This is a genomic window from Chamaesiphon minutus PCC 6605 (genome assembly GCF_000317145.1).
GTDB classification, from domain to species: Bacteria; Cyanobacteriota; Cyanobacteriia; order Cyanobacteriales; family Chamaesiphonaceae; genus Chamaesiphon; species Chamaesiphon minutus.
Genome location: NC_019697.1, coordinates 1,051,579 through 1,069,211 on the forward strand (window position 1 = coordinate 1,051,579; position 17,633 = coordinate 1,069,211).

Annotated in this window: 19 protein-coding genes and 4 pseudogenes; 12 read left to right on the plus strand and 11 right to left on the minus strand. The window is 44.2% G+C overall.

Going from position 1 to position 17,633, the window contains the following annotated elements:
• Positions 1 to 73 precede the first annotated feature (73 nt).
• Positions 74 to 1,114, minus strand: a complete 1,041-nt coding sequence (locus CHA6605_RS04755; protein WP_015158409.1) for a PDDEXK family nuclease — start codon at positions 1,112 to 1,114, stop codon at positions 74 to 76.
• Between the two features lie 106 nt (positions 1,115 to 1,220).
• Here CHA6605_RS04755 and CHA6605_RS33635 point away from each other — a divergent pair, with 106 nt between their 5' ends.
• Positions 1,221 to 1,373 (plus strand): hypothetical protein, encoded by a 153-nt coding sequence (locus CHA6605_RS33635; RefSeq protein WP_157259793.1) that lies wholly within the window; start codon positions 1,221 to 1,223, stop codon positions 1,371 to 1,373.
• A gap of 206 nt (positions 1,374 to 1,579) precedes the next feature.
• Positions 1,580 to 2,326: a DUF6920 family protein gene (locus CHA6605_RS04760; protein ID WP_015158410.1), complete on the plus strand. Its 747-nt coding sequence runs from the start codon at positions 1,580 to 1,582 to the stop codon at positions 2,324 to 2,326.
• Positions 2,327 to 2,375: 49 nt separating this feature from the next.
• On the opposite strand, the gene CHA6605_RS34915 is transcribed toward CHA6605_RS04760, so the two are convergent.
• The gene (locus CHA6605_RS34915; protein ID WP_198288429.1) at positions 2,376 to 2,522 is read right to left on the minus strand and encodes a hypothetical protein; all 147 of its coding nucleotides are present in this window, start codon (positions 2,520 to 2,522) and stop codon (positions 2,376 to 2,378) included.
• A gap of 27 nt (positions 2,523 to 2,549) precedes the next feature.
• Between CHA6605_RS34915 and CHA6605_RS04765 the strand changes: the two genes are divergently transcribed.
• Complete coding sequence (locus CHA6605_RS04765; RefSeq protein ID WP_198288430.1) at positions 2,550 to 3,500, plus strand: alpha/beta fold hydrolase; 951 nt, start codon at positions 2,550 to 2,552, stop codon at positions 3,498 to 3,500.
• A 410-nt stretch (positions 3,501 to 3,910) separates the two neighbouring features.
• A complete protein-coding gene (locus tag CHA6605_RS04770; protein ID WP_015158412.1) occupies positions 3,911 to 4,540 on the plus strand; it encodes an NAD(P)-dependent oxidoreductase in 630 nt (209 codons plus the stop codon).
• On the opposite strand, the gene CHA6605_RS04775 is transcribed toward CHA6605_RS04770, so the two are convergent.
• Positions 4,537 to 4,908, minus strand: coding sequence for a hypothetical protein (locus CHA6605_RS04775; protein WP_015158413.1), 372 nt, complete (start codon positions 4,906 to 4,908; stop codon positions 4,537 to 4,539). The two genes, CHA6605_RS04770 and CHA6605_RS04775, sit on opposite strands and share 4 nt — an antisense overlap.
• A 265-nt stretch (positions 4,909 to 5,173) precedes the next feature.
• Between CHA6605_RS04775 and CHA6605_RS04780 the strand changes: the two genes are divergently transcribed.
• The 7 genes and pseudogenes from CHA6605_RS04780 to CHA6605_RS04805 all read left to right on the plus strand — a co-directional run bounded on the left by CHA6605_RS04780 (position 5,174) and on the right by CHA6605_RS04805 (position 10,682).
• Entirely contained in the window at positions 5,174 to 5,536 is a 363-nt protein-coding gene (locus CHA6605_RS04780; RefSeq protein ID WP_015158414.1) for a hypothetical protein, read from the plus strand.
• A 327-nt stretch (positions 5,537 to 5,863) separates the two neighbouring features.
• A pseudogene (locus tag CHA6605_RS37050) lies at positions 5,864 to 6,332 on the plus strand (plastocyanin/azurin family copper-binding protein).
• Positions 6,333 to 6,438: 106 nt separating this feature from the next.
• The gene (locus CHA6605_RS04790; RefSeq protein ID WP_015158415.1) at positions 6,439 to 7,137 is read left to right on the plus strand and encodes an MBL fold metallo-hydrolase; all 699 of its coding nucleotides are present in this window, start codon (positions 6,439 to 6,441) and stop codon (positions 7,135 to 7,137) included.
• 27 nt (positions 7,138 to 7,164) lie between these two features.
• Positions 7,165 to 7,731 carry a rhodanese-like domain-containing protein gene (locus CHA6605_RS04795; protein WP_015158416.1) on the plus strand — a complete coding sequence of 189 codons (567 nt, stop codon included), beginning with the start codon at positions 7,165 to 7,167 and terminating at the stop codon, positions 7,729 to 7,731.
• A 159-nt stretch (positions 7,732 to 7,890) separates the two neighbouring features.
• Entirely contained in the window at positions 7,891 to 9,642 is a 1,752-nt protein-coding gene (locus tag CHA6605_RS04800) for a SulP family inorganic anion transporter (protein ID WP_015158417.1), read from the plus strand.
• A 233-nt stretch (positions 9,643 to 9,875) separates the two neighbouring features.
• Positions 9,876 to 10,055 (plus strand): annotated as a pseudogene (locus CHA6605_RS36065) (cation-transporting P-type ATPase); the annotation flags it as partial.
• Between the two features lie 33 nt (positions 10,056 to 10,088).
• The gene (locus tag CHA6605_RS04805; protein WP_479688859.1) at positions 10,089 to 10,682 is read left to right on the plus strand and encodes an HAD-IC family P-type ATPase; all 594 of its coding nucleotides are present in this window, start codon (positions 10,089 to 10,091) and stop codon (positions 10,680 to 10,682) included.
• Here CHA6605_RS04805 and CHA6605_RS32490 read toward each other — a convergent pair.
• Positions 10,679 to 11,569 (minus strand): annotated as a pseudogene (locus CHA6605_RS32490) (DUF4277 domain-containing protein); the annotation flags it as partial. The gene CHA6605_RS04805 and the pseudogene CHA6605_RS32490 overlap by 4 nt on opposite strands.
• A gap of 367 nt (positions 11,570 to 11,936) precedes the next feature.
• The gene (locus CHA6605_RS32500) at positions 11,937 to 12,311 is read right to left on the minus strand and encodes a DUF4279 domain-containing protein (RefSeq protein ID WP_086936166.1); all 375 of its coding nucleotides are present in this window, start codon (positions 12,309 to 12,311) and stop codon (positions 11,937 to 11,939) included.
• A 148-nt stretch (positions 12,312 to 12,459) separates the two neighbouring features.
• Here CHA6605_RS32500 and CHA6605_RS04820 point away from each other — a divergent pair, with 148 nt between their 5' ends.
• Positions 12,460 to 13,596 carry an ISAs1 family transposase gene (locus tag CHA6605_RS04820; RefSeq protein ID WP_015157748.1) on the plus strand — a complete coding sequence of 379 codons (1,137 nt, stop codon included), beginning with the start codon at positions 12,460 to 12,462 and terminating at the stop codon, positions 13,594 to 13,596.
• 690 nt (positions 13,597 to 14,286) lie between these two features.
• Here CHA6605_RS04820 and CHA6605_RS33640 read toward each other — a convergent pair.
• From CHA6605_RS33640 to CHA6605_RS04845, 6 genes and pseudogenes are all read right to left on the minus strand, one after another.
• Positions 14,287 to 14,433, minus strand: a complete 147-nt coding sequence (locus tag CHA6605_RS33640) for a hypothetical protein (RefSeq protein WP_157259796.1) — start codon at positions 14,431 to 14,433, stop codon at positions 14,287 to 14,289.
• Between the two features lie 61 nt (positions 14,434 to 14,494).
• Positions 14,495 to 14,710, minus strand: coding sequence for a hypothetical protein (locus CHA6605_RS04830; RefSeq protein ID WP_041547581.1), 216 nt, complete (start codon positions 14,708 to 14,710; stop codon positions 14,495 to 14,497).
• Positions 14,711 to 14,828: 118 nt separating this feature from the next.
• The gene (locus tag CHA6605_RS37055) at positions 14,829 to 15,047 is read right to left on the minus strand and encodes a MarC family protein (RefSeq protein ID WP_086936167.1); all 219 of its coding nucleotides are present in this window, start codon (positions 15,045 to 15,047) and stop codon (positions 14,829 to 14,831) included.
• A gap of 154 nt (positions 15,048 to 15,201) precedes the next feature.
• On the minus strand, positions 15,202 to 15,336 hold the full coding sequence (locus CHA6605_RS36070; RefSeq protein ID WP_269744562.1) for a hypothetical protein: 135 nt from the start codon (positions 15,334 to 15,336) through the stop codon (positions 15,202 to 15,204).
• An 89-nt stretch (positions 15,337 to 15,425) separates the two neighbouring features.
• Positions 15,426 to 15,707 carry a hypothetical protein gene (locus tag CHA6605_RS04840; RefSeq protein WP_015158419.1) on the minus strand — a complete coding sequence of 94 codons (282 nt, stop codon included), beginning with the start codon at positions 15,705 to 15,707 and terminating at the stop codon, positions 15,426 to 15,428.
• An 827-nt stretch (positions 15,708 to 16,534) separates the two neighbouring features.
• Positions 16,535 to 17,572: pseudogene (locus tag CHA6605_RS04845) on the minus strand (precorrin-8X methylmutase); the annotation flags it as partial.
• Between the last annotated feature and the right edge of the window lie 61 nt (positions 17,573 to 17,633).

Consider the following 17,633-nt stretch of genomic DNA (forward strand, 5'->3'; position numbering starts at 1 on the left):
ACGATCGTGTGATAGATTTGCAGTCTCAGTAGGAGTGATGTGGATGCAATACTATATCGAACAATCGATTTGTTTAATTCAATTCTTCATTGTCTGAAATAATCTCAACAATGTATCCTAATTCATCTGGAATTTGTTGAATAAAATGGTTAGTTCCATACCTACTCCATTCTTTGCATACTGCTAATTCTTGATTATCAGAAGTTCTAATAATATCTTGAGAATTTAGAAAATGTCGTTTGAGTTGACGTGATGTCTTTTGCTGAATCCGCTCTGCATCTTCCGTGGTTGTTATAATATCATATGTTCCTTGGATGCTTTTAGGGAATAGCTGCTGTAGCTTTTCTAAGTTGTAATCTGGATTCTTATCATATGTTTTCTTGATGACTGCTAATACCAGTTGTCCTGCACCGTATATGTTACCTTCAAATCTATACTTAGCTCTTTTGTTTGACTCGATCTCCGTTTTAGCAGCTTTCTGGATAACGGCTTGTTGCTTAACTCTGATTTGATAATCTTGAGCTTCTGGTAAAGGGATAATTTGCTCGATATCTAGTAAAATTTTCTCTCCTAATTTATATGGCTTCATTCGCACACAACGAATATCTAGATCTTTTTGATTCAGCCACATTACAGCAGTAGCAATCTCTTTGGAAAAATCAGCCGCAGCAAGAACGATTCGGACATCCTTGGGAAATTCAGCTTCTTTTTCTTCCTCCCAGTTTAGAAATTCTCGCAACTCATTTTCTGCATTTTTAGAATGACCTAAATACTTTTGATAAATATCTACAGCCTGTGAGAAGTTCATAGTAGAAACCATCGCAGCATAACGTAAAGCTTGTAGCTCCATATGTGCGCCAGTTACATCTCGTTTTAGTTCGACAACGATAATGTTACCATCTCGATCGATTCCTAATAGATCGATTCTACGGTTGCTATCATCCCATTCACAGAACTCTTCGGCAATGATAAGTGTATGAGGTGAAATAGCTTGAATGTTATTTTTGAGAGCAGACTGAAGGTGTTGGCGTTCGAGAATTCCTAACGAATTAAAGCTGGCAGTGTCCAATTTTGAGATTGTGGTATTTTGATGTTCAAATGTATAAATAGGCATGAGTATTAAATTGAATAGTGTTAGCGATAGAAAAGGAACAGGAACTATAAATAGAGAAAGCTACCTGTATTTATACATGGGCATCAAAAATTAGATCGCATTGCTCATGGCGAAGCATTGTAGTAAGAATAAGCATCATCGCGAAGCTTGCGCGTCGTCTAACGACGATCGATCTGAAGATGAGCATACAAAGCGAGTTCTGGCTCTGAGACTAGAGACACCTGCGGAATATCCAAACCCGCTGCGGTTAAACGGATAGAGGCAATAGAGATTAGTGCAATTGACTCTACCAATTTAGCGGTAGCTTTTCGATACTCCTCACGAGTTCCTCATAGTATTCCTTTAGCCTACAAACAGACAAACAGACTCGATTCGACCTTGGAGAAGCTCCGCCAACGATTTGACAATCGATTTAACACTAACAAGATTACTTTATTCCATTTACTCCTAAGACTGGAGATAGTAATGACTAAATCAATTTCTCTCGATACGCTCTGGGAGTCGGCGACACCTACTGAGCTTGTATTCAGCCCAGATAAACTCTCTCACTTGCCAGAACCAGCAAAACGATATCTCGAACACGCGATCGCGCCTGGAACAAAGCTCGCTACTGCGGTTCGTTTGAAAATGCACGGCGAAATTAAATTGAAAAAGTGGATTCCATTCACAGCCGAGCAAGTCATTTGCTGGGAACGTGGACTGATTTGGAGTGCTACGGCATGGATGAACGGCTTACCCATTGTGGGATCGGATCGCCTCATCGACGGCGTAGGTGCGATGCAGTGGAAGCTGTTAGGATTATTCCCCGTGATGACAGCGAGTGGTTCCGATATTACTCGGTCTGCTTTTGGTCGTCTTCAGGCAGAGTCAACGTGGTTGCCGTCTGTGTTTTGTGGTGATGAAGTGTCATGGAAAACAATGGATTCATCGCATCTTCATTCCAGTTTTGTAGTGCAAAACGAGAGCGCAGAACTAGATCTGACCATCGATCGATCGGGTCAGCTCAAAACTATCCACCTGTCGCGCTGGGGCAATCCAGAAGGTGCTGAGTCTCATTATGTGGACTTCGGTGGAATTTTGGAGGAAGAGGGCACATTTTGCGGCTACACCATTCCAACTCGCCTGCGGGCTGGGTGGTACTTTGGCACCAATCGGTTTGAGTCGGAGGGTGAGTTTTTTCGAGCCACAATCGATGACGTAATCTATCGATAGACCGATCTACTTGGGAGAACTCATTATGGCAACAATTGAAACAGCAGGGCTAATAGTATCGATCGTAGTAGGCATCATCTTGGGAATTATTATCATCCTTTTCGGCGTGCTGTTCGCGGTCAGCTCTGGCAAGGTAAAACCTTTCCTGGATGAACAGGGTTGCGTACTTGCGGGCAGCATTTCCGAGAAGATTCATGTAAACATCAATGGCGTACAGCAAGGAATGTTCGTCATCGGAAAAAATGTTGGCAATCCGATACTGCTATTTGTCCACGGCGGTACTGCTATGCCTGAATACTTCCTAACACAGAACTACCCGACGGGCATGGATCAATACTTTACTGTCTGTTGGTGGGATCGCCGCAATGCCGGACTTTCTTACAGTGCCGATGCGCCGCCAGAGACCTGGACATTGGAGCAGTCAATCGCTGATACGTTGGCAGTGACGAATTACCTCCGTAGCCGTTTCCACAAGGACAAGATCTACATGATGGCGCACTCCGGCGGGAGTCTAATTGGCATCCAGGCAGCGGCTCGTGCGCCTGAATTGTTCTACGCCTATATCGGAGTTGGGCAAATGTCCTATCAACTTCAGTCAGAAATACTGTCCTATGAATATATGGTAAAGCGGTACAAAGCGATCGGCAATACCAGCATGGTGAAGCAACTAGAAGCTGCGCCACCCACCATGTCAGTCCCGTTTCCCGCTGCCTACATGAAGGTGCGGGACACTGCCATGCACGACCTTGGCGTGGGCACAACACACGATATGAAATCGGTGATGACTGGTGTCTTTCTGGCATCTTGGCTATTCAGACAATACACTTTGGGCGAGAAGCTAGCTCTCTGGCGCGGGAAGTTTGCATCTGACAAGTTGCTGTGGGACAAGATGATCGCTACGGATCTGACGCAACAAATTCAAAAGCTTGACATTCCGGTTTACTTCTTCCACGGCAAGTCTGATTACACGGTTTCCTACCCATTAGCAAAAGCGTATCTCGATCGACTGCAAGCACCGATTAAGGGGTTTTATACTTTCGAGCACTCTGCACACAGCCCGATGTTTGAAGAGCCGGATAGAGTGAGGCAGATATTTCAAGCAGACGTATTAGTAGGAAAAAGTAACCTCTGTGATGCTTGTGCTCAGACTACTCGATCGGTCGAAAATAATTGACCCGAACTCACGTTAGTTAGGGTTAAGCTTGGGGTTGTAAACCCCAGCTAGACTTGCAAAGTCCGCCTTCGCGGACTAATTTCCCAGTCCGCGAAGGCGGACTTTGTGCGAGTAGCCCCGATTTCAATCGGCGGCGATGCAAGAACGAAGCTAGAAGCCATTGAGTGTAAATCCTTATCCCGAATTCACGTTAACTATTTAGCGTTAGCTTTTAGATACTCCTCACGAGTTCCTCATAGTATTCTTTTAGGCTACAACTAGCGAGCAAGACTCAATCGAATTAATGCTAAAAAATGACGATTTGGAAAGATATCGTCATTTCTATCGAACCAGAAATTGCTACAAAACCATAATTAAAACCGATCGACTGGAAACTCATCCAAACAATTAATTGAGGCAGGAGATTTACTATGAAAATTGCAATTATTGGAGCATCGCGGGGCATAGGTGCCGAGCTGTTAAAGGCGGCGATCGAAGACAGCCATGAAGTCACGGCTTTAGTGCGAGATCCCGCCAAGTTGAACGCCAACATCCCTGGATTGAAGGTTATCAAAGGCGATATTCTCGACCCATCCTCTGTGGCTGCGGCAATTGCCGGACAGGAGGCAATTTGTATTTGCATCGGTATTCCACCGACCAGAAAACCCGTCGATGTCTTCTCGCGAGGAACTCAAAATATCCTGGGCGCGATCGAAACAGGATCGAACCAAAAACTCATCCTTGTTACTGGTATTGGTGCTGGTGATAGCAAAGGGCATGGTGGCTTTTTCTACGATCGCATTCTCAATCCGCTGTTGCTGGCAAACAATTACGCAGACAAAGATCGTGCGGAATCACTCGTCAAGGCGAGTAATATAGATTGGCTAATCGTTCGTCCTGGATTCTTGACCGATGGCCCCCAAACCGGAAAATATCGGGTTATCGACAATTTATCCGGTGTTACGGCGGGAAAAATCTCGCGCGCCGATGTTGCTGACTTTATATTGAAGCAGTTGGCATCGCCAACCCACTTTGGGAAAACACCACTATTAATGTACTAGCGACCGCGACCCCACCCACCACGATTCCAGTCACCACGATTCCAATCTCCACGACGATTAGTTTCTCCACCGCGCACTCGAATCGAAGTTTTGTAACCACGGTTCTCCCATCTCCGTGCAGCACGTTCGGCATCCTGATGATTGGCATAAATGCCCCCGAAAGTCCAATTCCAAGTCCATCGTGAATCGCGGGAACTGCGGTAATAAACATGGTACTGACGATTGTGGCGGCGGAACTGAGCTATGAGCAAATTCGTTGCTCTAGGAGAGCTACGGCTGACTTGTTGCGGATCGAATGCGTTTGCTCTTGAGGGTACCGTTACCAAAAAACTCGTGCATATCAGTACGATCGGAATTATCTTTTTCATGAGCGGAATTTTTTTAGATACATGATTCTTGAGATTAGTTCGATAAGTTGAGGAACTTGTGAGAGAGATTCTGCTGTATTAATTGGTAAGCGATCGGAATCGCTGCGATCGAAAGTATTGGCTGATTCGATTTGTGAAATTATCGATCGATTTCCTCTTCATTCCTCACAAGTTCCTCATAGTATTCCCTTAGCCTGAAAGTACTGAGGAGCGACGGAATCATCGGAATCAACTCAAGTAAATCACGATTTGGAGAAACATGATTATGACTACCGAACAAAAAAACGCTACCAAGTCAGAATCAGAATTGCAACATACCCCACCGCCAACACCAACTGATGAACTGAGTGAGGTAAATCGGGCTGCTCAAGCACTGGTAGATGCCCTTAAAGAGTTGGCGCAAGTGAAGATCCAATCTGCCACCGATTTAACTGAAGAAACCCATCACAGCATCGATCGATCTGTCCAAGTGCTCCGAGACAAAGCAGATTTCCCCAAGAGAAGGCTCCGCCAACGAAGCTGGCGGACTGCTAGCGATGTGGTAGAAGACATCGACGATCGAATGACGAAAGCTGCTAAAGCTGCCTGGGAAATCCTCACAGCTCCCCCATCCGATCCTAAAGTCTAGTTGTCATCACAGTAATGCGATCGACATCGCAATCCCGTGTGGCTGGAAGATCCGATGATTATTATTAGCGGGTACGCTGGCTTATTTCCTCTAGATCTAATTTAATAACAAGGATTAAAAAAGTCCCAATTATTGTTTACAAAGGAGAGTAAATCTCAAATGGAAAAGCGAACTGACAACAAATCGTTGGCGAAGCCTCCCTCCGAGAGAATCGAACGTAGCTTACTCATCTTGTTAGCTTTAGCGATATTCTTGCTTTTTTTCGTCCCAATACCAGTATTCTAAAGTCATGTTCGATGACGGCTCACGATCGTCAAGATGATAATTATGCGATCTCTAATCGACAGTCTCAAGTTTTGGTGCTGTTGTCTGATTTTGGCAGTAGGAATCTACAGTTGCCAAGTATCACCTGCGCTGGCAATTCCCGCCGGAATTAGCACACCGATCGAACTCAAAGTTAGTTTGGGAAATACAGCCAACGCGCTTAAATTTTTCCCCGATCGCGTGCAATTAGTTGCAGGTAAAAAGTACAAACTATTATTATCCAATCCCAGTCCCCAAAAACATTATTTCACGGCGCGGGAATTTGCCAGCAGTAGTTGGTTGGACGCAAAAAGTTGATGCTGGTAATGTCGAAATCAAAGGTGCGATTCAAGAATTAGAATTACGTCCCAATACCACTGCGGCATGGGTGTTGGTACCGATGAGATCGGGTAACTATCAGTTGCAGTGTACGATTCCCGGACATACTGAAGCTGGCATGACAGGCACGATTACAGTCGCTACAAAACTCTGAGTAGGGGCTGAGTAGGGCAATTCGTGACAAATATCCATATTTATATTACTATATGGATATATAGTTTTAAAAAAATATCTACAAAATTCATAGGAGTTGAGATCTGATGCTATTTCGTCAACTGCTCGATCGAGAGACTGGAACCTATACTTATCTAATTGCCGACCCCGCCACCAAAGAGGCTGTGTTAGTCGATCCCGTCGTCGAACAAGTCGATCGCGATTTTAAATGGCTCAATGAGTTGGGACTGACATTAAAATTCTGCTTGGAAACCCACATTCATGCCGACCACATTACTGGGACTAGCAAGCTGCGAGAATTAACCGGATGTGAAGGGATCGTGCCCGAACACGCTCATGTTGCCTGTGCTAACCGCTTTGTGACAGATGGCGAAGTGTTGCAAGTAGGCGCGATTAAAATCCAGGCGATCGCGACACCAGGACATACAGATAGCCACATGGCATATCTAGTCAACGGAGATCGGCTGCTCACTGGCGATGCCTTACTGATTCGCGGTTGTGGGCGCACTGATTTTCAAAGTGGCGATGCGGGGACTTTGTACGATCGAGTGACGCAACGCCTGTTTAGCTTACCCACTGAAATGCTGGTTTATCCAGGTCATGACTACAGAGGTAATACGGTTTCGACAATTGGCGAAGAGAAGCAGTGGAATCCTCGGTTTGTCGGACGCAATCGCGAGCAATTTATTGACTTCATGAATAATCTCGATCTCCCCAATCCTCAAAAGATCGCTGAAGCTGTCCCAGCAAATGAGCGGTGTGGCAGAATGGCTAGCAAAGTTTAACCAAAATATCCTCAGCATAACTATATTATGACAACTCAAAATTCCCCGATTCAACTTAAAAATAGCGTCGAAGATCGACTTAAACTTGTGGATGCCAAAACCCTGAAAGAGTGGGTCGATCTAGATGCCGTAGTGCTAGTAGATGTACGCGAACCCGCCGAACATGCGGGCGAACATATTCCCAGTTCTATCTCATTCCCGCTATCGAAGTTCGATCCAGCACAAATCCCTCACGATCCTGACAAAAAATTGGTACTTTATTGCCGCACGAGCAATCGATCGCAACAAGCCGCCCAAAAACTCTTGGATGCGGGTCATCAGGAAGTAGCCCATCTCAGTGGTGGAATTGGCGACTGGAAAGAGCAAGGTTTACCAACTAAAGTAAACAAAAATGCACCGATTAGCCTGATGCGACAGGTGCAAATTGTTGCAGGCTCTCTCGTATTTACTGGGACGATGTTGGGTGCATTTGTATCTCCTGCTTTTCTAATTTTGAGTGGATTTGTGGGGGCTGGTTTAATGTTTGCGGGAATCACCGATACCTGTGCGCTGGCGATGTTGTTGGCAAAATTGCCCTACAACCAGAAATCATAAATTGAGTTGGGTTGAAGAATAAAACCTAACATCTTGCACCATCGATCCACGTATTATTACTGCGAAAACCTGAGGGTACCCACAAGGGGCACCCCTACGCAATTAACCTGTAGGGGTGCCCCTTGTGGGCACCCTCAGATCTATGCTTTTACTGTGAGTATGTCTAAATCTGTTATCAAAAAACCTTTGCCGATTAAATTTAGCCGTTATCTTCCAGCTTTCGATTGGTTATTGAATTATCGATCGCAATTCTTAGTTGGAGATCTGACGGCAGGGATTATCGTCACGAGTTTATTGATTCCCCAAAGCATGGCATACGCTCAATTAGCAGGTTTGCCACCCCAAGTCGGACTCTATGCCAGCATTTTGCCAGCGATTCTCTATCCCCTAATCGGCACCAGTCGAGTGTTAGCAGTCGGCCCGGTGGCGGTGGATTCTTTGATGGTGGCAGCGGCGATTGCTAATTTTTCGCCGCAGAATACCTCAGCCTATTTAGCATTAGCTGTCACATTGGCTTTTTTGGTAGGCGCGATCGAGGTTATGATGGGGTTGCTCCGGTTGGGGTTTCTGGTCAACTTTCTAAGTCGCTCGGTTACTTCTGGTTTCATTAGCGGTGCTGCTGTAATTATTGCCTTCAGTCAAGTCAAACATTTACTGGGTTTAAAGATTCCGGCAACTGAATCATTTAGTGAATTAGTAACATTAATTATTCGCAATCTTTCGCAAACTAATTGGCTGACATTGGCTTTAGGAATTGTCAGTGTGGGAATTTTAGTTTATTTCAACAGCCCTTTAGTAAAACAATTAAAACAGCGGGGCTGGAGCGATCGTCAAATCTTACCTCTCTCTAAAAGCGCACCTTTAATAGTAGTTATTCTCGGTACTTTATTAGTTTGGGGACTACATTTAGATGACGTCGCAGGCATCAAAGTTGTCGGTAATATTCCGGCTGGATTAGCTCCATTGACACTGCCATTATTCGATCGACAGACTCTCCAATCTTTGCTCCCAGCGGCGATCGGGATTAGTTTAGTCGGTTATCTGGAAGGCTATGCAGGCGGACAGGCGTTAGCTAGTAAGCGGCGGGAAAAGATCGATCCGAATCAGGAGCTATTAGCCTTGGGAGTGGCTAATTTAGGCGCGGCTGTGACTGGGGGCTATCCGGTAACTGGGGGAGTGAGTCGATCGGTTGTGAATTCGGCGGCTGGAGCGAATACGGGGTTGGCTTCGATCGTCACGGGGTTATTGGTGGCGGTGACGGTGCTATTTCTCACGCCCCTATTTTACTTTTTGCCCCAGGCTTGTTTAGCGGCGGTGATTATTACAGCGGTTTATCAGCTCATCGATGTGAAGACGCTACGGAAAATGTGGGCGTATGACAAAACCGATGCGATCGCGTGGTTGACTACTTTTGGGGCGGTGTTAGCGTTGGGAGTACAGATGGGGATTATGCTGGGGGCCGTAATTGCGCTAGCATTGCATCTATGGCGGACGAGTCACCCGCATATCGCGATCGTCGGACGGTTGGGGGATTCCGAACATTTTCGGAATGTGTTGCGCCACGATGTCAGAACCAGCCCGGAAGTTTTAGCGGTGCGGGTGGATGCCAGTCTGTATTTTGCGAATGCTAAGTATCTAGAAAACTTTTTAACTCAAGCAATTGCAGATCGATCGGAAATCAAAAGTGTGCTGTTAGTTTGTAGTGCGATTAATTTAATCGATGCTAGTGCTTTAGAAATTTTAGAGAGTTTAATTGCCGATCTCAACAGCTTGGGCATCAAATTCTACTTTGCTGAAGTTAAAGGGCCAGTGATGGATAAGTTAATTAACATTGGCTTTGTAGCTGATATCGGTCGCGATCGCTTTTTCTTTTCTACAGATATTGCGATGCGAGAGTTGGCAGGGATTTAGATGGTTGAAATTAAGTGTATCTTTGGGCAGTAACGAAAGATTGGCAAAGAAATAAAGACAAGATAGGCTAGTACTAGGCGGCGGAAATGAGCAACCACTTCTTTTTCCCTGTCTTCCCGTCTCCTTTCAATAGTAGTGAGATTTATGCCATAGACTACTAGTGGTATTCATTCAAGCATCTGAGTATGGCAGCTTCGCTAGATCGCCTCACCGAACAGTAATGGCATCAACTCTCAACTACCGATGTGGGGGAATATCTCCAGACAGATTTAGTCAAGGGATTATCAGCAACGGAAGTGCCGCAGCGTCACGAACTGTATGGGTTCAATCAACTTCAGAGCAAACCGGGCAAGAGTATCATTCTCCGGTTCCTGATGGAATTCAATCAACCCTTAATTTATCTATTATTACTGGCGGGAACTGTAGCGTTATTACTCCGAGATTGGGTGGATGCAGGCGCGATTTTTGCAGTGACATTGGTGAATGCGACGATCGGATTTGTCCAGGAATCCAAAGCCGAAAATGCGATCGCGGCTCTGGCAAAATCTGTTACTACCGAAGCTACCGCGATTAGAAATGGCCAAAAAATTCGGCTCGATGCCCGCGAACTGGTGCCTGGAGATCTAGTAGTGCTGGCATCTGGCGATAAAGTACCCGCCGATCTCCGGTTGGTGAGCGTCCGCGATCTGCAAGTGAGTGAAGCCGGATTGACTGGGGAATCTTTACCTGTCCAAAAAGCAGCCGCTTCGCTAGCTGTGGCGACCGTGCTAGCCGATCGAATTAACATGGCATACGCGGGGAGTTTGGTCACATTTGGCCAAGCACAGGGGCTAGTAGTGGCAACTGCCGATCGGACGAAAACGGGACGGATTTCACAACTAATCGAGCGTAGCAGCAGCTTGGAAACTCCGCTCACCCGCAAGATCGAGGAATTTAGTCGGGCGCAACTATATATTATTTTAGGCTTGGCAGTCCTAACATTTGTAGTCGCGATCGGTAAAGGTGGATCTTGGGTGGAGGGCATTCGTGACAAGTATTGAAACATCCATCGAAGAGTAGGTTTAGCAGTAGACTTACCAACTTGATGCTCAACAGTTTGTTGAGCATTGTCCAAAGCTTGGCGAAGTGAACGTTGACCTAGACTGTAAACGAGTAAACATAAACCCATCACCATTGCCATCGCCGCAACAGAGTAAGGGGAGTATTGAGAAAAATACTGGAAGTAAAAAACAGCGGATCTTTAAGAAACCGAAAACCACGCTCAGTAGCCTGTTGCGCTTTATATTCGGCCAGGACATCCTCATCGCCCAGAACTTGCTCATCAAGGACATTAGTAGCCAAGATAAATCTCCCAGCGCGTTGAATCTCCACATCCATTACCAGCCATCTTTGTTGAATCCCTGCATAACTGTTGCCACAAGCTGCAATTTTGTATCCAGACAATGAACTGGTGACAAAGGCACTTGAGTCAATCTCTAACAGCAATTGTTTTGCTGCTGTCAAGGTCACAGGTACTCTCGACACCCATTGCAATTGTGACATTTGGGCGAAATTACCTGAATTGACGTGCTGCTCTGAGTGCTACACTCACAAATGTTTCTGTTAGTCCTGACTGGGCTAATTTGTCTAAGATCCTGACCTATCGGTCGTCATTGAGGTGTTTTGGTCTAATTCCTTCCCCTCATAGATGTTCTGTTGCTTTCCCGACAAAGAATTTCTCAAATAGATACAGTGGTGCGCTTACAAACCCCAATCCATTCAGAATCATCGCTTTGACTACTTGTCCTGGGCTAATAATTTCTTGCGGGTGAGTACCTAGTAGTTTGTCAATTTGTTCGACTAACCCCATCTCGTCGCAGATTCCGGCAATGATCCCGCAGTGGTCAAGATCCTGTACTCTGATATTTGACGCTTCAAAATTTCCCATTCTTTAAAAATACAGGATTTTCTCTCCCTACCTGCGGAATGAGAGTTCAATGCATTGGTCTTCAAACCATCGAGAAGTTGAGAACGAACTATTTCATCACACCACTCACCCCAAGCAGCAATAACATAGCATTCCATTGTGGATCTGCAAAGATCGTACAAAAACTCAAAATCACAAGGTTGCATCAATTCTAGCCTGTAAGCTTGAGGTGATGTCTCTATCATTTATTACTATTATAATTGCGACAATTGGATGAATGGATTTCAGTCTAACGTTCCTGACCAGCGGCTCCAATCCACATATTGCTATTATAGATCGATCTTGTGAGTCCGTTTGCGTCACGGTTGTTATGAAGTGTCAACTTCCCTTAATCATCTGTTGATTCTTCTTCAAGATCGTAATCAACGCAAACATCTAACCCAATGGAAAGACTTCTTTCCGTCATCCGTTGAAGTGTCGCAACCTCAAAACTAAGGCAACGATTCCAACGCTTCATCCATAATCCACAAAATAGATCAGCCTGAAACCTTTTTGTCAGGCTATGCCAGATTTCTAAATCGGCTGGCAGTTTATCCAACAATTTGTTTATCTGATCTTCAAGATCTATGTCGGATCTTTCGGTATGAAGCCGCCATGAACCAATATTATAGATTCTGTCATATTTCTTGCCACGGAATACATCACCTTTTCGGTAAGAGATTGATGGATCAACACCTAATAATTGAGTTAACTCATCAGGGATTCAGGGTGAACGCACTTAAATCTTATATTATTAAAAACACTTAGAAACTAGATGTAAATTTGATTCATCAAAGATGTGAAATCTATACCCGTCGATAGCTTTAGCTAATTAATTGTGTTAAGTTGATTTGGAACTAATATCATGTAAAATGAAGCTGAAGCCTAAGCATAGTATCGCAGAACACTTTGACGACATAGAAGACATTAGGATTGAACGTGGAAAAAAACATAAACTAATCGACATCATCACGATCTCCATTTGTGCTGTAGTATGTGGGGCGGACGGATGGATAGATATAGAAATGTATGGTATAGCCAGAAAAAAATGGTTAGAAAAGTTCCTAGAACTACCGAATGGAATCCCATCTCATGATACATTTGCTAGAGTATTTTCACAAATTAATCCTGATGAATTTAATAAATCATTCCTGAGTTGGATTAAAGGAATAAGTAAAATAACCGCAGGAGAAATAATTGCCTTTGATGGAAAACAATCTCGAAACTCAGGAGATGAAAAGAATGGTCAAGGTGTAATTAATACAGTCAGTGCCTGGGCTGCAAGTAATAGATTAGTATTAGGTCAAAAGAAAGTAGAAGGAAAATCTAATGAAATCACAGCACTTCCCGAACTGATTCAAATCTTGGATTTAGCAGGATGTATCGTTACCATCGACGCAATGGGATGTCAAAGAGAAATAGTCAAAAAAATCGTCGAAAAAGATGCAGATTATGTAATTGCTGTAAAAAAGAATCAACCGACCTTGTACAAACAAGTAAAGCAGCTATTTAAACAAGCAATTGAAACTCAGGGAAAAGACCTCAACCTGAGTAGCTTCAACAGTAGAGAGATGAATAGAGGTAGAGAAGAAATTCGTAATTATTTAATGATAACAGATGTTGCGGAGCAAATAGATCCACTGCAAAAATGGAAAAAGTTAACTAGTATTGGCATGGTAGAATCAGTTCGAGTTGTCGGCGGAAAGACGAGTGTAGAAACTCGTTATTTTATCAGTAGTCTAGAGAGCGATGCTCAAAAATTAGCAGAGGGAATTAGAAGTCATTGGTCGATAGAAAATTCTCTTCACTGGGTGCTTGATGTTGCTTTTAAAGAAGATGATAGTCGAATTAGGAAAGATAATGCTCCAGCTAATTTTGCGATTTTACGACATATAGCAGTTAACATAATTAGTGAAAATAAAAGTCGAAAGTTAAGTGTTAGAAGTAAGAGATTCTTGGCGACACTTGACGAAGAATATTCAACTGAACTTTTAGAAGCTATTTTGTAATTTATTTGCACTAATTAATCTCGGCTTGACTAATGAGTTGGTCGAGCTTTCTGCTACACTAAATTAAATTAATCGGATCTCATGTTTGATTTTAGTTTCAATTGGCATTGTAATAAGTGCAATTAGTTAGTAAGTACGATTGAGTTAGCTATTCTAGTTTTGATCGATCGAATTACACCCGATTTTGATGCGTTCACCCTGATCAGGGATTAAATCATCACCGAAGAATCGTAGCGAAGTACTGGACTCATCAAATCTACCTCCCACAACCCAGACCAACTCCCCTTCTGGCTTTGTAGGCGGTAATCTCAATGGTGGATCAAACGAATCGCTCATCTCAAGAAAATAACAATATCTGCAATCAAAAGATCGACTTCAAGAACACCAAATCGACCAATTAAACTTCATAACTATTATTAGACGGAAACTTTCCACCTATCTATCCAAATTCGGGTAGATAGACTGAAAAATTCTGCATGTTCCCTATGCAAAAGCAGAAACTTTCCACCGATCATCTTATTTAAGGTGGATCTGCTGAATTCTTCAATATATTGAAACATTATACAATATCTGTCCGATCGACTTCGGCGAGTTAAAATCTCTTGAGATGGGCTAAATAACAGCATCAACAGGTAGAAAACTCAAGATAGATTGAGATTTGGATGAACAAGGTATACTTTTAGATATGTTCTATTCGAGCAAATGAATCTTCGTATCTTCATTCAAACTAGAAAGAATTTGGCCACCCGTAGGAACTTTGGTCAGAATGCGATCTCCACGATTGGAAGTGCTGTAACAATTCTGGCGATCGCCAGAATTAACCCTGGATTTGCTCAAGAACGTTTATTACCAACTGAGATTGCTACTAGTGATTGCGTTGCGCCAACTATATCGATAGCTAAAACAACCGCCCATCGAACGATCGATCTCGCCAGTTATTCAAGTAGGTAAATAAAGCTTCATCTCTGCCCACTGCAACGTATGGATCGATCGTGCCACCTTTATGTCCTGGTGGCAGCGATGAGAACTCATCTTTGACTCTACGAAAAGAACTCTCTACGATTCCACCTCGCTCTTTGTGTAATCGCAGTCGCAAGTTGAATCCTAGTTTCATCGCAACTCGTCTTAGGTGCCCAGACTTAAATTCCTTGGCTCGATCGGTCACGATATATTCCGGTAATCCACAAACCTCCCATTCCTGTCTTGGTCATTGCGGTTGTCTGATGGGTTTTTCAAATCCCCATCAAGTCTAAGAGCGAGCGGCCAACCAGGAAAAAAATGAACAGTATGGCGATCGCATTCACAGCAACTTGTCTGGCCTGATATCGCCTGGTCCGAGGAGTTTCATCCGCAGTCAGGCTGTAGAAGATTGGCACAACACCCAAGGGATTAGTGAACGGGAAGAGGGCCAAGAAGCTAGCGACGGCACTAGCAATTATCTGAGCGATCATCGACTTGTGGTCGGGGAATGTTGGCTAAAACTTAGTGGTTTGTACATGGTCGATCGCACTTTTTTTAGCTAAATTTTCTTAAATACTAATTCAGGGTGTCCGGTAGAACGGATTTGGCATTACATCAAATTACGACTTTCGCCCGCATCTGTACTTATCGGATCGTTCCTTCGAGAGTTGCACCCACAACTCGGTAGTCAGAATCAGATCGCAACTCAGCTAAAGCGGCTTTAGCTTTGGGATCGTCAAAAACACTTAAAGTTCTGGCAACCTGTACTCTGATTGCCACGATCGAGAAAGGTTTGAATTTGAGTCAGTTCCATGGCTACCCTCTTATTTGGCAGTTTTATTAAGTTATGCAAATAAATGTAACAATTTTTAAGAAGATAGAGAAATTGGACTGATCAACAACCAAGCATAGGTGACGAGCACCAAAATAGCTAAACCGATGAGAGTTTCTCTTTGTGTCGTCAGCCAATACTGCCAGCCCTGCCAGCAATAGCTAAAAGCGGCGCGGCGTTCCTGATCCAGCTCCGTCATCAATTCAGCCACTCTAGCATCTACTTCCTCTAGGGGGATTTCGCCTTGCTGATAAGCAGCTTCTAACCGATCTAGCTTGTGCCAGTATTCTTTTGTTGCTTCGAGAAGATTGGGGAACATAAACTGATAATTTTGACTGTGATTGACTGCTAGAGCCAGTAGGAAGAGGATTGAAGCTGGCTAACGCTGCCACAGAAAGTTTGGTGGCGGCCCTAAGTGTTAACATTTGTTACTTTATATTATAAAGAATTATTACAAATCCTGCATCATCGTCCCGAAGGTGCAGGATTTGTAGAATGGCAAATCATACTTTAAATCAGCAACGCCCAATTTTTGATTCACGATCGAAAGAAATTATCTCAGGTTTGACCTGTCGGGGCGACTTGTCGCCTATAACGCTGATAGGATAAGTCTCATAGCTCTCAAGCCTTGTTGATAATTAGGTAGTTTATGTGGGGACAAAGACATTAATTCAACAACAACCTGCCAATTACTAGATGTTGAATCGACCCATGATTCACCCCAGAAAACATCTCCTCAATTCCAAATCGATCTCCAATCCTGTACTCAAAACAATCCTGGAGATCCACAAAAAATTCAGATCTGCAAGCAAAATCTCGCCAATCTCAAACGAGTTACATTCTTCACCGATCGATGCAGTAGTAAGGATTATTTTATCGGGATTAATGGAGTCGAATATAAGCTAAAACGCAAGGGTGGAGGTTTAGCTAGTCCACCATATCTAACTGGATCGTTTGCCGGAAATGGTGTTCAAGTTAAGATTGGGAAAATCCGGTCTATTAATCAGACTAATACCGATGGAATTGAGGGCGGCGAACTAGAAGTGTTGGTAACAATTACTCAGCAGAAAAAAACCGAGAAAATCAAAGGTATCTTATCCTACGGGCCTTAATTTAGGATGAGCGATAATTGGCATAATTTTCGGGTTAGCTTGATTTGAGATGACAGTGACAATCGGGCTTTTCTAGCAGAGACGCAATCAAAGCATTCGCCGCCACTGCTGCTAAGAGTCCACCACCGATCGAGCCTTGAATGGTAATATACGGCATGCCAACAGCCATCAATCGCCGTTTGGCAGCCGGAGCGTGACTAAAGCCGATCGGCATTCCAATTACCAGCGCGGGTTGAATTTGTCCCTGCTCGATCGCATTACACACAGCCATTAATACAGAGGGCGCATAGCCGATAATTAGAATCGAACGATCGGGAATGTGGTGGAGGCGATTTAGCCACTCTTTATCTTGCCAAAATGCTTGCTCGGCTTCAGCTACACCTGTGATATGAGGATCGTCGATTAGCGTTTCAATCTGACAGTCTAGATGAGCTAATCGAGTGCGATCGAGTGTCGCAGTTACAGCGGGTACATCGCACATAATCCGACAACCACTTTTAAGAGCCGCCCGTGCTGAACCGATCGCCTCTCCACTCAAACGGACAAAATTAACCAAGCTCACATCACCACAAGCTAGTACCAGTTGTGAGAGCAAGTCTACCTCAATCTCCGATCGAGCCGAAAGATCTGGCAACAGGTGTTGGAGGGACTCCTGGAAGGCTTCAGGGTGAGAATCGACGGCACCATCTAGGTGATGCCAAAGTCCTTCGATTTCCCCCAATCGCGCTTGACTTTCTACTTCTAGGAGTTTTAACTGGGCGATCGCTTCGGCTCGAACGATCTGACAATTACTGTCCCGCCCTAATATTCCCTCTAGTGCCGATGCTGTATGCCGCAGTCGTGCCAATTGTTGAATTACCGACTGGTATTGCTGTTGCAACTGAGCCACAAGACTGGGACTGAGATCGATCGCTGAATCACTTTCTAGGATCTGTTGAATATGGGATAACTGAAACCCTTGCTGTTTGAGGGCGACAATCCGCTGTAGCTGTTGAACGTTTTGGGGTGTATACAGTCGGTAGTTGCCGATCGATCGCTGCGCTGGCGGTAATAAACCCAAGGTGTGATAGTGCCCATTCGTGACAAGTTAAGAAAATCAGAGATTTGTCAAAAAGGTAATAAAAAGATGCCAA